Origin of the sequence: Streptomyces griseorubiginosus (assembly GCF_036345115.1) — a bacterium.
In the GTDB taxonomy this organism is placed as follows: Bacteria; Actinomycetota; Actinomycetes; order Streptomycetales; family Streptomycetaceae; genus Streptomyces; species Streptomyces griseorubiginosus_C.
Map to the genome: position 1 here is coordinate 3544566 of NZ_CP107766.1, position 13410 is coordinate 3557975.

The window sequence follows — 13410 nt, forward strand, 5'->3', positions numbered from 1 at the left end:
CGGGGTCAACTGAGCGGAAAGGCACCGGTGTCGATGCCCAGCTTGAACGGCGCGGGCAAGGTCAGCTCCTCGCCGTACTCCACCGACTCAAGCACTCGGTAGGTGCCGTTCTGCGGTTCCCCGTAGAGCGTCGCCGTGGGACGTCCTGACTGCCAGGCATCCAGCAGAAGGTAGAGCGGCACTGCTGCCACGGCGTAGCCGTGAGCCTTCTTGATGCGGTCGTGGTTCGCGTTGCTCTTGGACGTGACCTCGACGACGAGTTCCGCTTCGCCTCCATGCACGCGCGTTCCGCGGCGCAGGGCAGCCCGCGGCACCACGCACAGGTCGGGAATGAAGAGGCCACCCGTCTCCGGGCACGTGAGGCCGAGTGTCTGATAGACACCCCAGTCGTCCGGAATCGCTGTGTACAGGCGACGCTGAACCAGCTCAGCTGTGTCGTTGTGCTCTTCGGACGGCGGAGGCGACACGGTGACGATCCCTTCAACGATCTCCACCTTGCTGCCCTCGGGCGCGTCCGTCTCCTCCCAGACACGGACAAGTTCGTCCCAGTCCGTGTTCCCGGGGGAGCCGGGCTCGGCGGCGAGTGCGCTCATGGCGGTCTCCATTCGTTACGTCACCGATCCCAGCATGCCGAACGGGACCGGCAGTGGTCCACCGATCCCGTTCACCCGAAAGAGGAAACCGCAGGTCAGGCAATACGTTCCAGCACCACCTGCGACGCCGTGAACGCCGTACCCGCCGCCTCGATGTCGTAGGAACCCGCGATCGACTCAAGCGCGTACGCGAAGCGCTCCGGGGTGTCCGTGTGGAGGGTCAGGAGGGGCTGGCCCTCCGTCACCGTGTCGCCCGGCTTGGCGTGCATCTCCACGCCCGCCCCCGCCTGCACCGGGTCCTCCTTGCGGGCACGCCCCGCGCCGAGGCGCCAGGCGGCGACGCCGATGCCGTAGGCGTCGAGGCGGGTCAGGACGCCCGAGGACGGGGCCTTGATCACGTGCTGCTCGCGGGCCACCGGCAAGGACGCGTCCGGGTCGCCGCCCTGCGCCGCGATCATCCGCCGCCAGACGTCCATCGCCGAACCGTCGGCCAGCGCCTTCGCCGGGTCGGCGTCGCGGATGCCCGCCGCCGCCAGCATCTCGTGGGCCAGCGCGAGGGTGAGCTCCACGACGTCCGCCGGGCCGCCGCCCGCGAGGACCTCCACCGACTCGCGGACCTCGAGGGCGTTGCCGGCCGTGAGGCCCAGCGGGGTCGACATGTCCGTCAGGAGCGCGACCGTCCTGACGCCGTGGTCGGTGCCCAGGCCCACCATCGTGGACGCCAGCTCGCGCGCGTCCTCGATGGTCTTCATGAACGCGCCGGTGCCGACCTTGACGTCCAGGACCAGCGACCCGGTGCCCTCCGCGATCTTCTTCGACATGATCGACGAGGCGATCAGCGGGATCGCCTCGACCGTGCCGGTGACGTCCCGCAGGGCGTACAGCTTCTTGTCGGCCGGGGCCAGGCCGTCGCCCGCCGCGCAGATCACCGCACCGGTGGTGTCGAGGACGTTCAGCATCTCCTCGTTCGACAGCAGCGCGCGCCAGCCGGGGATCGACTCCAGCTTGTCGAGCGTGCCGCCGGTGTGGCCGAGGCCGCGGCCCGAGAGCTGCGGGACGGCCGCGCCGCAGGCCGCCACCAGGGGCGCCAGCGGCAGCGTGATCTTGTCGCCGACACCGCCCGTGGAGTGCTTGTCCGCCGTCGGGCGGGAGAGGGACGAGAAGTCCATCCGCTCGCCCGAGGCGATCATCGCGGCCGTCCAGCGGGCGATCTCGCGGCGGTTCATGCCGTTGAGCAGGATGGCCATCGCGAGCGCGGACATCTGCTCGTCGGCGACCTCCCCGCGGGTGTACGCGTCGATGACCCAGTCGATCTGCTCGTCGCTGAGTTCGCCGCGGTCCCGCTTGGTGCGGATGACGGAGATGACGTCCATGGCCATGCAGGGCTTTCCTTCCGGGAATTACTTGGTGAGGTGCTCGGGCCCGAAGGCCTGCGGGAGCATCTCGGAGAGCGGCAGGATGCCCGCCGGGGTCTCCAGGAGGAGCTCGGCGCCGCCGAACTCGTAGAGCAGCTGGCGGCAGCGGCCGCAGGGGACGAGCACCTCGCCCTTGCCGTCCACGCAGGTGAAGTGCGTGAGGCGGCCGCCTCCGGTGTTCTGGAGCTCCGAGACCAGACCGCACTCGGCGCACAGGCCGACGCCGTAGGAGGCGTTCTCGACGTTGCAGCCGGTGATCGTACGGCCGTCGTCGACCAGGGCGGCCACGCCGACCGGGTAGCCGGAGTAGGGGGCGTACGCCCGGGACATCGCGCCCCGGGCCGCTTCCCTGAGCGCGCCCCAGTCGACGCCCGTCACTTGCCCTGCCCCTTCCGGTAGCGCATACCGTCCGCCTTCGGCATCCGCAGGCGCTGTGCGGACAGCGACAGCACCAGCAGGGTCACGACGTACGGGGTGGCGCCCACGAAGTCGCTCGGGACCTCGTCGGTGACCAGGTACCAGACCAGGACGCCCGCGGCCACCAGGAGGCTGATGCCGCCCTGCCAGTGCGCCTTCTTGTACAGCTTCCAGCCGGCCATCGCCAGCAGCAGCACGAACAGCAGGAGCAGCAGCGCGTGGACGGTCTCGCCGCCGTTGCGCAGCTGGAGCGCGTCGGAGTAGCCGAACAGGCCCGCGCCCATGGCGAGACCGCCCGGACGCCAGTTGCCGAAGATCATCGCGGCGAGACCGATGTAACCGCGGCCGCCGGTCTGGCCTTCGAGGTACGTGTGCGAGGTGACCAGTGCCAGGAAGGCGCCGCCGAGGCCGGCGAGGCCGCCGGAGACGGCCACGGCCATGTACTTGTACTTGTAGACGTTGACGCCGAGGGACTCGGCGGCGATCGGGTTCTCACCGCAGGAGCGCAGCCGCAGACCGAACGGGGTGCGCCACAGCAGCCACCAGCTGCCGACGAACAGCGCGATCGCGAGGACCGTCACCACGGACAGGTCGGTGACCAGGCCGCCGAGGATGCCGGCGATGTCGGAGATCAGGAACCAGTGGTGGTTCTCGATGGAGTGCAGCCCGCTGGACAGGCCCGGCACGTCGAAGTTGGGCAGCGAGTCCACGGGCGGGGACTGCTTGGGGTTGCCGCCCTCCTCGGCCGCCTTGCCGTCGACGAAGAACAGCTTGGCGAGGTACTGGGTGGTGCCGAGCGCGAGGAGGTTGATCGCCACACCGGAGACGATGTGGTCGACGCCGAAGGTGACGGTGGCGACCGCGTGCAGCAGGCCGCCGACGACGCCGAAGCCGACACCGCACAGCAGGCCGAGCCAGGGGCTGGACTGCCAGCCGATCCAGCCGGCGCCGAAAGTGCCGAGGATCATCATGCCTTCGAGGCCGATGTTGACCACGCCGGACCGCTCGGACCACAGACCGGCCAGGCCCGCGAGGCCGATCGGCACGGCGAGGCTGAGGGCGGCGGAGACCTGGCCCTCGGAGGTGAGCTGGTCGGAGCCGGAGATGACCCGCACCGCGGCGACGAGCAGCAGCGCGCCGGCGACGATCATCAGGATCTGGCCGAGCGAGCGGCCCGACCGGGTGGCGGTGTCCGCCTTGGGGGCCGCGGGCGGCGGCGTGTCGGTCATCGTGGCAGTCATCACGCCACCTCCTGCTTCTGGGTCCGGGGGGCGGCCTGGGCGGCGAGCTCGGCGCCGACCCGCTGCTGCTGGCGCTTGAGTCCGTAACGGCGTACGACCTCGTAGGCGATGACGACGCACAGGACGATGACGCCCTGGATCACGCCGAGGATCTCCTTGTCGTAGCCCTCGAACTCCAGGTGGTTGGTGGTGCGCTCCAGGAAGCCCCAGAGCAGGGCGCCGAGCGCGATGCCGACCGGGTTGTTGCGGCCGAGCAGGGCGATGGCGATACCGGTGAAGCCGATGCCGACGGGGAAGTCGTTGCTGAACTGGTGGCTGTCGTTGAGCAGGGTCGGCATGCCGATCAGGCCGGCCACCGCGCCCGAGATCACCATGCTGGTGGCGACCATCTTCTTCACCGAGACACCGCTCGCGGAGGCGGCGGACTCGGACTGGCCGACAGTGCGCAGGTCGAAGCCGAACCGGGTGCGGCCGAGCACGAACCAGTACGCGATGCCGACGATCACGGCGATCACGATGAAGCCCCACAGCTCGCCCGCGGCGCCGGTGTCGATCTGGAAGAAGTACGACGACTCCGGCAGCGGCTTGGTGGAGACGACGGTGCCGCCGGCCTGGAGCTCGGCGAGCTTCCCGGGCTGGAGGAGGTAGGCGATGATCGCGGTGGCGATCGAGTTCAGCATGATCGTCGAGATGACCTCGCTGACGCCCCGGGTCACCTTGAGGACACCCGCGATGGCCGCCCACAGGGCACCGGTCGCCATGGCGCACAGGATGATCAGCGGGATGGAGATCCAGCCCGGCGTGGTCAGCGCGCCACCGAGGACGGCGGCGAAGAACGCGGCGATGCGGTACTGGCCGTCGACGCCGATGTTGAACAGGTTCATCCGGAAGCCGATGGCCACCGAGACACCCGCCAGGTAGTACGTCGTCGCCTTGTTGAGGATGTAGACCTGGCTGTCGCTGGCGGAGCCGTAGGTCAGCATGTCGCTGAAGGCGGCGCCCGGGTTCTTGCCGGTGGCGAGGATCACCAGGGTCGTGACGACGAGCGCGGCGACGACCGCGAGCAGCGGGGCCGCGATGCCGAGGAGCAGCCGCTCCTTGTCGATGCGTTGGGTCAGCTTGTTCATCGGGCGTCCTCGTCGTCCTCGGCGGAGACCGCTGCGGAGTCGTCTGCGGAGCCCTCTTCGTGCTCCAGGTGGCCGGTGGCGGCACCGGTCATGGCGGAGCCCAGCTCCTCCGGGGTGATGGTGGCGGGGTCGGCGTCGGCGACCAGTCGGCCGCGGTACATCACCCGCAGGGTGTCGGACAGGCCGATGAGCTCGTCCAGGTCGGCGGAGATCAGCAGCACGGCCAGGCCCTCGCGGCGGGCCTCGCGGATGTGGTCCCAGATCGCGGCCTGCGCGCCGACGTCCACACCGCGGGTCGGGTGGGCGGCGATGAGCAGCTTGGGCGCGTGGCTCATCTCGCGGCCGACGATCAGCTTCTGCTGGTTGCCGCCGGAGAGGGAGGCGGCGGTGACGTCGATGCCGGGGGTGCGGACGTCGTACGCCTGGATGATGCGCTCGGTGTCGGTGCGGGCGGCCTTGATGTCGAGGAGCTGGCCGCGGGAGTTGGGCTTCTCGGTGACATGGCCGAGGATGCGGTTCTCCCACAGCGGGGCCTCGAGGAGCAGGCCGTGGCGGTGGCGGTCCTCGGGGATGTAGCCGACGCCGGCCTCACGGCGTTGGCGGGTGGGGACGTGGGAGATGTCGGTGCCGTCGAGGGCGATCGTGCCGGCGTTCAGGGCACGGATGCCCATGATGGCCTCGACCAGCTCGGACTGGCCGTTGCCCTCCACGCCGGCGATGCCGAGGACCTCGCCCTTGTGGATGGTGAACGAGATGTCGTCGAGGATGATCCGCTCGACGCCGTCGAGGTCGGTCTGGGCCAGGCGCAGGCCGTCCAGCTTGAGCAGCGCCACGTCGGTGACCGTGGACTCCTCGGTCTCCGGGGTGGGCAGTTCGCTGCCGACCATCAGCTCGGCGAGCTGCTTGGTCGTGGTGCCGGCCGGCTTGACGGTGCCGACGGTGGTGCCGCGGCGGATGACGGTGATCTCGTCGGCCACGGAGAGGACTTCACCGAGCTTGTGCGAGATGAAGATGACGGTGAGGCCCTCGGCCTTCAGCTCCCGCAGGTTGTCGAAGAGCGCGTCGACCTCCTGGGGCACGAGGACGGCGGTGGGCTCGTCGAGGATCAGCGTCTTGGCGCCGCGGTAGAGGACCTTGAGGATCTCCACGCGCTGGCGGTCGGCGACACCGAGCTCCTCCAGCAGGACGTCGGGGCGGACGTTCAGGCTGTACGCGTCGGAGATCTCCCTGATCTTCGCGCGGGCCTTGGCGCCGATGCCGTACAGCTTCTCCGCGCCCAGGACGACGTTCTCCAGGACGGTGAGGTTGTCGGCGAGCATGAAGTGCTGGTGCACCATGCCGATGCCGCGGGCGATGGCGTCGGCGGGGGTGTGGAAGGTGACCGTCTCGCCGTTCACGGTGATGGTGCCCTCGTCCGGCTGCTGCATGCCGTAGAGGATCTTCATCAGGGTGGACTTGCCGGCACCGTTCTCACCGCACAGGGCGTGCACGGTGCCCGTGCGGACGGTGATGTCGATGTCCTTGTTGGCGACGACGCCGGGGAATCGCTTGGTGATGCCGCGCAGTTCGACGGCAGCGGGAGGGCTGGACGCGTTGATGGCGCACTCTCCTCGGGGAAAAGGGGCTGCGTAGGGGAGGGCAGGCGTCGGCGACGCTAGCGCGGCAACTCCATGCTACACGCGTAGAGTTGACACATTGTTATGGCTCGACGAGGGGGTCTGTCGAGGCCCCCTCGCCGAGCCCGGGTTCCGGCGGGAACCGTCAGGTCAGCTGGTCTTGACCTTGATGGTGCCGTCGACGATCTTCTTCTTCGCCTCGTCCAGCTTGGGCTGGATGTCGTCGATGAAGCCACCGCTGGTGGAGAGGCTGACACCGCCCTTGGCGAGGGAGTAGATCTGGTTGCCGGTCAGCGGCTTGCCCTCGTGGACGGACTTGATGAAGTCGTAGACGCCGACGTCGACGTTCTTCACCATCGAGGTCAGGATCGAGTTCTTGAACTTGGACAGACCCGGGATGTTGTACTGGTCCGAGTCCACGCCGATGGCCCAGGCACCCTTGACGCCGGAGACGGCCTCGATCGAGCCGTTGCCGGAGGAGCCGGCCGCGGCGTAGATCACGTCGGCGCCGTTGTCGAGCATGCCGGACGCGGCCTCCTTGCCCTTGGCGGGGTCGGCGAAGCCGGAGAAGTCCGAGCCGTGGGTCAGGTACTGGACGTCGACCTTGACCTTGGGGTTGGTGTCCTTGACGCCCTGGGCGTAGCCCGCCTCGAACTTCTTGATCAGCGGGGTGTCCACGCCGCCGATGAAGCCGACGTGGTTCTTCTTGGTCTTCAGCGCCGCGGCGACACCGGCAAGGTAGGAACCCTGCTCCTCGGTGAAGGTGATGCTGTCGACGTTGTTGGCCTTCGCGACCGCGTCGATGAGACCGAAGCTGACCTTCGGGTACTTGGCGGCGACCTTGTCGACCGAGGTGGCGTAGGAGAAGCCGACGGCGACGATCGGGTTGTAGCCGGCGTCCGCCAGGTCGGTCAGGCGCTGCTCGCGGTCGGCCTCGGTGTCGGAGCTCTTGGCGGTCAGCTCCTTGAGGGAGCCGCCGAACTCGCTCTTGGCCTTGTCGGCACCGCGCGCGGCGGAGTCGTTGAAGGAGCGGTCACCACGGCCGCCGACGTCGTAGGCGAGACCGATCTTGATGCCGCCCTTGCCGCCGTCCGAGGACGACGAGGAGGACGAGCTGTCGTTCTCCGAGGAGGTGCTGCCACACGCGGTGGCAGTCAGTGCGAGAGCTGCGGTCGCGATACACGCAGCGGAAAGCTTGGCTACCCGGCGCACGGGAGGCTCCTTCACCTGACCTGAGCGCCTTGTCGGCGCTTCATGTGAGCACCATGCCAGTGCTCGGGCCTGTACGCCCCTGCGGCGTTGGCTTCGCGGCATCGTAACGCGCGTAGATGTCGGAAACAGACCTCTTCCGAAGCCGTTATCGATTCGAGGCAAACAGCGTCTGAACTGAGGGTCTTCGGCCTTCGCACACCTGGATTGCGAAGAGTGCACGATTGGCTTACGAGCATGTTGCGCCGGGCGGCGGAACGGCCCCCGAGGGGGCCGTTCGTCTTCGTGACGGTGGGATCGGAGACCGTCAGGGTGGGATCAGAGGGCGGCGTCGAGGAGGGCCGCCGCCGTGAACAGCTCCACGCCCACGGTGATCGCGGACTCGTCGGCGTCGAAGTCGCCCTGGTGGAGGTCGCGCACGGTCCGCTCGCCCGGCGTGCGGACGCCGAGCCGGGCCATGGCGCCCGGCACCTGCTGGAGGTACCAGGAGAAGTCCTCGCCGCCGAGGCTCTGCTCGGTGCTCTCGACGGAGTCGGCTCCGCGCCGGGCGGTCATGGCCGCACGGATCAGCCCGGTCACCTCGGCATCGTTGACGACGGGCGGAACACCGCGCACGTAGTTGATCTCGGACTTGGCCCCGTGGAGGTTGGCGACCTCGTCGATCGCGGCCACGACCACGTCCGGGGCCTGCCGCCAGGTGTCGAGGTCCAGGCAGCGCACGGTCCCGGAGAGCTCGGCGTGCTGCGGGATGACGTTCGGGGCGTGCCCCGACTCGATGCGCCCCCAGGTCACGGCGAGCCCGGCGCGGGTGTCGACGCGCCGGCCCACGATGGCGGGCACGTCGGTGACGACGCGGGCGGCGGCGGTGACGAGGTCGGTGGTGAGGTGCGGCCGGGCGGTGTGCCCACCGGGCCCGTCGAGGGCGATCTCCAGCCGGTCGCAGGCGGAGGTGATGGCTCCGGTCCGCAGCCCGATCTTCCCGGCGTCGACGCGGGGGTCGCAGTGCACGGCGAGGATCTTGCCGACCCCTTCCAGCACCCCGCAGTCGATGGCGTCGGCGGCGCCGCCGGGCAGCACTTCCTCGGCGGGCTGGAAGAGCAGCCGCACCGGCCGGGGCAGCAGCCCCTGCTTGTCGAGCTCGGCGAGGACGAGGCCGGCGCCCAGCACGACGGTCGTGTGCACGTCGTGCCCGCAGGCGTGCGCCCGATCGGGCACGGTCGACCGGTACGAGCACTCACTCTTCGTGTCCGGGATGGGGAGCCCGTCGATGTCGGCGCGCAGCGCGAGCATGGGCCGTCCGCCGTCCCACTCCCCGATGTCACACACGAGCCCGGTCCCGACGGCGAGCACGCGGGGCTTCAACCCGGCCCGCTCCAGCCGCTCCTTGATCGCCGCGGTGGTGCGGAACTCCTGATTGCCGAGCTCCGGGTGCATGTGCAAGTCGCGCCGGAAGTGGACGAGTTCGGCGTGCAGCGCATCGCTCAGCACGCCGGGGAGCAGTGCTTCCCCGGGCAGATCGACCTCGGACTCCAGTGACATCAGTTGCTTCACCCTCTAAAGGGTAGGACGCCGGGGCGACCAACCGACCCGAGATCAACAAAACTTCAACCCTCAGTGGGCAGAAAATTTGGCCGCTCGACGCATGGATACGTTTTGAGGTGGGTAGGAACCTCTTTTCCCACACATACCATGCTGCGCTTACCCCCGGCGGTTCTGTTCATCTGTCGAAACAGGATCGGGACGAGGCGGTGGCACGACGGAGGCGGACCCCCGGAACGGTCACAACCGGACGAGGGACGGCGTCACGGGGGTGCTGACCAGGGAACTCCGGGGACGGGAACTCTCACCGCGTGCCCGCGCGGGGCTGCCGTGCGGGATGGACAGCATCGGTGATGCCCACGACAGAAGTGTGGACGACGGCCCGACAAGAACAAATGTCGCAGGTCACCTGCCCGACCACCCCCTCCCCCTTCTCAGACCGCCCAGTCGCCAGTACCCCACACCCACCGTCCGCGAACCCCAGCCCTCCACGAACCGCTCGCCGCCGAACCGAGCCGCCGCAGCAGTGATCCGCGAGGGCGCACCCGGCAACCCCGACCGCACGACTCGACCACCCCGAGCAACCACCCGCAGGGCCCCCGCTTCCCCCGGGCCGCCCGCTCGCTTCTCCCCCGTGCTGGAGTGAGCCGAGTCAAGGGTGGCCCGAAGGGCCATCGCCGAAGGCGACGCGCGAGCGCCCTTTACTCGGCTCACGGAAGCACGACACTGCCAAGGAAGCGGGCGGCCCGACGGCCACGTCTACGCCACTGGTTTCAATCATGAAGAGTGCGGAACGATGCCAGCGATGGCCTCTCAAAAATCACTCCTCGCATGCCCCTGCTGTTTCCAGCGGACCTTGGAGGAGCGGGCCAATTTCGAAATCTGTCCGGAGTGCGGCTGGGAGGACGACGGACAGGACGACGCGGACGCGCACATCGTGCGCGGTGGGCCCAACGGCAGCCTGAGCCTGGCGCAGGCACGGCTGGACTATCTGGAGGTGGCAGCCGAGGGACGCGATGAGTCCATGACCCGTGGCGGTGAAGGGCTCTGGATGTCGGAAGCACGGCGCCAGATGCCAGACTGGAGTGAATAGGGCAGCGTCCGGCAACGAGGCAGGGATCGAGCCGTTGCTCCCGGACCGCACGCCTAGGCGGGTCGGCAGGCCGTGGGACCACCGGGAAGCAGTCGACGCGATCGCGTTCAGATACGAAACCTATGCAGCCCCAAGCTCGCACCACACGTACTTCCCCCGGTTGCCGTGCCTGGCCAACGGCTGCCACCCCCACAGATCAGCGCAGGCTTGGACCAGCGCCAGCCCCCGCCCCTCTTCGCCCTCCCCCAGCAGATCCGACTCACCAGGCGGCTCGGGAGGTTGAGGATCCGCATCCCAAGCCCCGATCCGCAACACCCCCGCCGCCCACCGCGCCCGCAACGCAGCCGACCCTTTCGTATGCCGTACGGCATTGGAGACCAGCTCCGCGGCGAGGAGCTCCGCGGTGTCGACGAGGCGGATGAGGCCGTGCATCGTCAGGATGAGCCGGAGGGTACGGCGGGCGACGGTGACGGCGCGGACGTCGTTCGGGATGTACAGCGTGTACTCCCAGGGCTCGTTTTCGGGCATGCGGCAGCTCCAGTTGGGTGGTGGGAGTTTTCGGCGCGGTGGCATCGCCGTAACCGTCACGGCAGGACGGCACGGTGCACTTCCGCAGAGTGTGCGTTGCGTAACTGACAGTAGACCTGTAATTCCAGGTCTAGCAATCAGATCGCGTAATCTGGACCCGAACGAGTCGCGCCAGTGGGCGTGTTGATTCCGAGGAGCACTCGATGGCGGGACTGAGGCAGGAACCCACCGCGCGGCAGATGCGACTGGGAACCGAACTCCGCAGGCTGCGGGAAGAAGCCGGCCTCAGCGGACGTGAGGCGGCCGCCCTGCTCGGGGTCAGCTCCGGCCAGATCAGCCAGATCGAATTCGCCCAGACCGGGGTGAGCGAGAAGCGCCTGCGCAGCATGGCGGCGAACTACACCTGCTCCGACGGAGAGTTGATCGCAGCACTGGTACAGATGGCCACCGACCGAACGCGGGGCTGGTGGGAGGAGTACCGGCAGCAACTGCCCGCACCCTTCCTGGACCTCGCCGAGCTGGAGCACAACGCCACCTTCCGATGGGACGTGGACCTGCTGCACGTATCCGGTCTCCTTCAGACGGAGGACTACGCGCGGGCGCTCTTCTCAACCCGCATCCCAGAACTCCCGACTGACGAACGGGAGTTGCGCGTACGGCATCGCATGCAGCGCCGAGTAATCCTCGAAAGGCCAACACCGACCCCCTACCAGGCTGTGATCCACGAGGCGGCGCTACGCATCAGGGTCGGTGGCCGAGCCACCTCACAGACCCAGCTCGCCAGCATCCTGGAGCTCTCCGAGGCGGACCACATCACCGTCCGAGTCATCCCGTTCGCCCTGGAACGCTTCGATGACACCGGCAGCGCAATGATCTACGCAGGTGGCAGCATCCCGAAGCTGGACACGGTGGTCCGCGACGGGCCACATGGCACGGCGTTCATCGACGCCGAGGCTCAACTCGGCGTTTTCCGAACACTCTTCCGTAGAGTAGAAGCAGCGTCACTCGACCCCGAACAGTCACGCGACCTGATCCACAATCTGGCCAAGGAACTGTGAGGCACCCGATGAGCACCCTCGAAAGCTGGCGGAAGTCGTCCTACTCCGGCGGCGGCGACGGCAACGCCTGCGTGGAGATAGCGGACCTGCACTCCCACGTAGCCATCCGCGACTCGAAAACCCCCACCAGGGCCACCCTCACCTTCCCGCCCGAAGCCTTCGCACCGTTCCTCGAAGCGCTGAAGTCCCCACACCCCACCCCCCGATGACCATCAGGGAAACTCCACCCGCCACCCCGTGACGCCCCACTAGGGTGCAGCGCGTGAACGCCGAGACCCCCGACTTCATACGGGCCACCCGCACCGCGTACGACACGATCGCCGAGCCCTACACCGCGCAGTTCTCCGACTGGGCCGGTATCCCCACGCTGGACAGAGCCCAGATCACCGGATTCGCGGAGTTGGTGAAGGAGCAGGGCAGAGGCCCGGTGGCCGACATCGGCAGCGGCCCGGGCCACGTGACCGCGGCGCTGCACGACCTCGGCGTCCCGGTCTTCGGCGTGGACGTCTCTCCGAAGATGGTGGAACTGGCACGCAGAGCCCACCCGAACCTCCGCTTCCACGTGGGCTCGATGACCTCCCTGGACCTGCCGTCGGAGACGCTCGGCGGCATAACAGCCCTCTACTCGATCATCCACGTCCCCGACGACCACCTCCCGCAGGCCTTCGCCGAGTTCCACCGCGTCCTCGCCCCCGGCACCCACGCCCTGATCGGCTTCCAGTACGAGCCCGGCGGCACCCACATGCACCTCGACGAACGCTTCGGCCACAGGATCTCCCTGGACTACTGGCTGCGCGCACCGGAGGCGGTGGCCGCGCTGCTGGCCAAGGCCGGCCTGGAGGTGGTCCTCCGCGTGCTCAGGGAACCCCTCAGCGAGGAGAAGCTGTCACGGGCATACCTCGTGGCGAGGAAACCGGCATAAGGACGGCTCCCACCTCTCCGGAAGGCGACGCCCCCACTGCCATATCGGCCGGCTGGCTTCCGGCTACAGCTCGATCGGACGATAGGCGAGAGCCTTGTCGACCACCTCTTCGGCTGTAAGTTCGGGGGTGTTGTAGAAGATCAAGTCTGTCACTCGTGGGTGTAAGACGCTCGACTTCAGCTCCTCGACGACTCGTTCTTCCTCCCCTTCGGGAAGGTCCGCGTCGATGAGGTGCTGAACCATGCGAACCAATTCATCACGCGACCGAATCACCAACATACCCGTCTCCTGCCGAGCATGTTCAGCACCCTTTGGACGGCGAAGTTCGCGCGAGCATGACCGCCGCGTCGTCCCGGGAAATCTCCATCAGCGCTTCATGCTTATAGGATTCCATTTCCTGCACAAAAGGCGGAAGCCCAGGACGTAGCGAACAGAACGTGACATGACCAGTGAGCAGATCATCATCGAGGCCTCCCTCGGAGAGAGAGACATATCCCAGAATTGGCACAGGCCAACCTGCCAGTACTGTCAGCAAAGCCGTGCAGGCATAGGAAAAGGTGCGACTGAGGAGTGGCCTGGATCTCTCGGGACCCGAGGACGGGAGGTCGTAGTCCATCATTCCGCGACCGTTCACCGTGGCCTCGTATTGAAC

14 protein-coding genes are annotated in these 13410 nt (G+C 68.1%); 4 read left to right on the forward strand and 10 right to left on the reverse strand.

Translation table 11 applies throughout. The annotated features are described in order from the left end of the window. Nucleotides 1-5: 5 nt before the first annotated feature. From OHN19_RS15805 to OHN19_RS15840, 8 genes are all read right to left on the reverse strand, one after another. Nucleotides 6-593 carry a Uma2 family endonuclease gene (locus OHN19_RS15805; protein WP_330264809.1) on the reverse strand — a complete coding sequence of 196 codons (588 nt, stop codon included), beginning with the start codon at nucleotides 591-593 and terminating at the stop codon, nucleotides 6-8. Nucleotides 594-688: 95 nt separating this feature from the next. Next, nucleotides 689-1966: a thymidine phosphorylase gene (locus OHN19_RS15810; RefSeq protein ID WP_330269627.1), complete on the reverse strand. Its 1278-nt coding sequence runs from the start codon at nucleotides 1964-1966 to the stop codon at nucleotides 689-691. Nucleotides 1967-1993: 27 nt separating this feature from the next. After that, complete coding sequence (locus OHN19_RS15815) at nucleotides 1994-2386, reverse strand: cytidine deaminase (RefSeq protein WP_330264810.1); 393 nt, start codon at nucleotides 2384-2386, stop codon at nucleotides 1994-1996. Then, nucleotides 2383-3666 carry an ABC transporter permease gene (locus OHN19_RS15820; RefSeq protein ID WP_330264811.1) on the reverse strand — a complete coding sequence of 428 codons (1284 nt, stop codon included), beginning with the start codon at nucleotides 3664-3666 and terminating at the stop codon, nucleotides 2383-2385. Before OHN19_RS15820 ends, OHN19_RS15815 begins: the two co-directional genes overlap by 4 nt. Further along, nucleotides 3666-4793, reverse strand: a complete 1128-nt coding sequence (locus tag OHN19_RS15825; protein WP_330264812.1) for an ABC transporter permease — start codon at nucleotides 4791-4793, stop codon at nucleotides 3666-3668. The genes OHN19_RS15820 and OHN19_RS15825 overlap by 1 nt, the downstream gene beginning before the upstream one ends. Then, nucleotides 4790-6358: an ABC transporter ATP-binding protein gene (locus OHN19_RS15830; RefSeq protein ID WP_330269628.1), complete on the reverse strand. Its 1569-nt coding sequence runs from the start codon at nucleotides 6356-6358 to the stop codon at nucleotides 4790-4792. Before OHN19_RS15830 ends, OHN19_RS15825 begins: the two co-directional genes overlap by 4 nt. A gap of 201 nt (nucleotides 6359-6559) precedes the next feature. Continuing rightward, on the reverse strand, nucleotides 6560-7621 hold the full coding sequence (locus OHN19_RS15835) for a BMP family ABC transporter substrate-binding protein (RefSeq protein WP_330264813.1): 1062 nt from the start codon (nucleotides 7619-7621) through the stop codon (nucleotides 6560-6562). A 315-nt stretch (nucleotides 7622-7936) separates the two neighbouring features. Further along, a complete protein-coding gene (locus tag OHN19_RS15840; protein ID WP_330269629.1) occupies nucleotides 7937-9157 on the reverse strand; it encodes a M20 family metallopeptidase in 1221 nt (406 codons plus the stop codon). 805 nt (nucleotides 9158-9962) lie between these two features. On the opposite strand from OHN19_RS15840, the gene OHN19_RS15845 reads away from it, so the two are divergent. After that, complete coding sequence (locus OHN19_RS15845; RefSeq protein WP_330264814.1) at nucleotides 9963-10250, forward strand: CPCC family cysteine-rich protein; 288 nt, start codon at nucleotides 9963-9965, stop codon at nucleotides 10248-10250. A gap of 120 nt (nucleotides 10251-10370) precedes the next feature. Here the strand turns inward: OHN19_RS15845 and OHN19_RS15850 are convergent, their stop codons facing one another. Next, nucleotides 10371-10778 (reverse strand): ATP-binding protein, encoded by a 408-nt coding sequence (locus tag OHN19_RS15850; protein ID WP_330264815.1) that lies wholly within the window; start codon nucleotides 10776-10778, stop codon nucleotides 10371-10373. A gap of 203 nt (nucleotides 10779-10981) precedes the next feature. On the opposite strand from OHN19_RS15850, the gene OHN19_RS15855 reads away from it, so the two are divergent. The 3 genes from OHN19_RS15855 to OHN19_RS15865 are packed head-to-tail and all read left to right on the forward strand — an operon-like array spanning nucleotide 10982 to nucleotide 12758. Next, complete coding sequence (locus tag OHN19_RS15855; RefSeq protein WP_330264816.1) at nucleotides 10982-11836, forward strand: helix-turn-helix transcriptional regulator; 855 nt, start codon at nucleotides 10982-10984, stop codon at nucleotides 11834-11836. Between the two features lie 8 nt (nucleotides 11837-11844). Beyond that, nucleotides 11845-12045: a DUF397 domain-containing protein gene (locus tag OHN19_RS15860; protein WP_330264817.1), complete on the forward strand. Its 201-nt coding sequence runs from the start codon at nucleotides 11845-11847 to the stop codon at nucleotides 12043-12045. A 53-nt stretch (nucleotides 12046-12098) separates the two neighbouring features. Continuing rightward, nucleotides 12099-12758 (forward strand): class I SAM-dependent methyltransferase, encoded by a 660-nt coding sequence (locus tag OHN19_RS15865; RefSeq protein WP_330264818.1) that lies wholly within the window; start codon nucleotides 12099-12101, stop codon nucleotides 12756-12758. 63 nt (nucleotides 12759-12821) lie between these two features. Here OHN19_RS15865 and OHN19_RS15870 read toward each other — a convergent pair whose 3' ends face one another. Continuing rightward, entirely contained in the window at nucleotides 12822-13037 is a 216-nt protein-coding gene (locus OHN19_RS15870) for a hypothetical protein (protein WP_330264819.1), read from the reverse strand. Nucleotides 13038-13410 lie beyond the last annotated feature (373 nt).

Bases quoted from the DNA above. Each gene is read 5' to 3' on its own strand.
- OHN19_RS15845 (WP_330264814.1), top strand. From the start codon at position 9,963: ATGGCCTCTCAAAAATCACTCCTCGCATGCCCCTGCTGTTTCCAGCGG.
- OHN19_RS15855 (WP_330264816.1), top strand. From the start codon at position 10,982: ATGGCGGGACTGAGGCAGGAACCCACCGCGCGGCAGATGCGACTGGGA.
- OHN19_RS15870 (WP_330264819.1), bottom strand. From the start codon at position 13,037: ATGTTGGTGATTCGGTCGCGTGATGAATTGGTTCGCATGGTTCAGCAC.
- OHN19_RS15820 (WP_330264811.1), bottom strand. From the start codon at position 3,666: ATGACTGCCACGATGACCGACACGCCGCCGCCCGCGGCCCCCAAGGCG.
- OHN19_RS15850 (WP_330264815.1), bottom strand. From the start codon at position 10,778: ATGCCCGAAAACGAGCCCTGGGAGTACACGCTGTACATCCCGAACGAC.
- OHN19_RS15805 (WP_330264809.1), bottom strand. From the start codon at position 593: ATGAGCGCACTCGCCGCCGAGCCCGGCTCCCCCGGGAACACGGACTGG.
- OHN19_RS15840 (WP_330269629.1), bottom strand. From the start codon at position 9,157: ATGTCACTGGAGTCCGAGGTCGATCTGCCCGGGGAAGCACTGCTCCCC.
- OHN19_RS15810 (WP_330269627.1), bottom strand. From the start codon at position 1,966: ATGGACGTCATCTCCGTCATCCGCACCAAGCGGGACCGCGGCGAACTC.
- OHN19_RS15825 (WP_330264812.1), bottom strand. From the start codon at position 4,793: ATGAACAAGCTGACCCAACGCATCGACAAGGAGCGGCTGCTCCTCGGC.
- OHN19_RS15860 (WP_330264817.1), top strand. From the start codon at position 11,845: ATGAGCACCCTCGAAAGCTGGCGGAAGTCGTCCTACTCCGGCGGCGGC.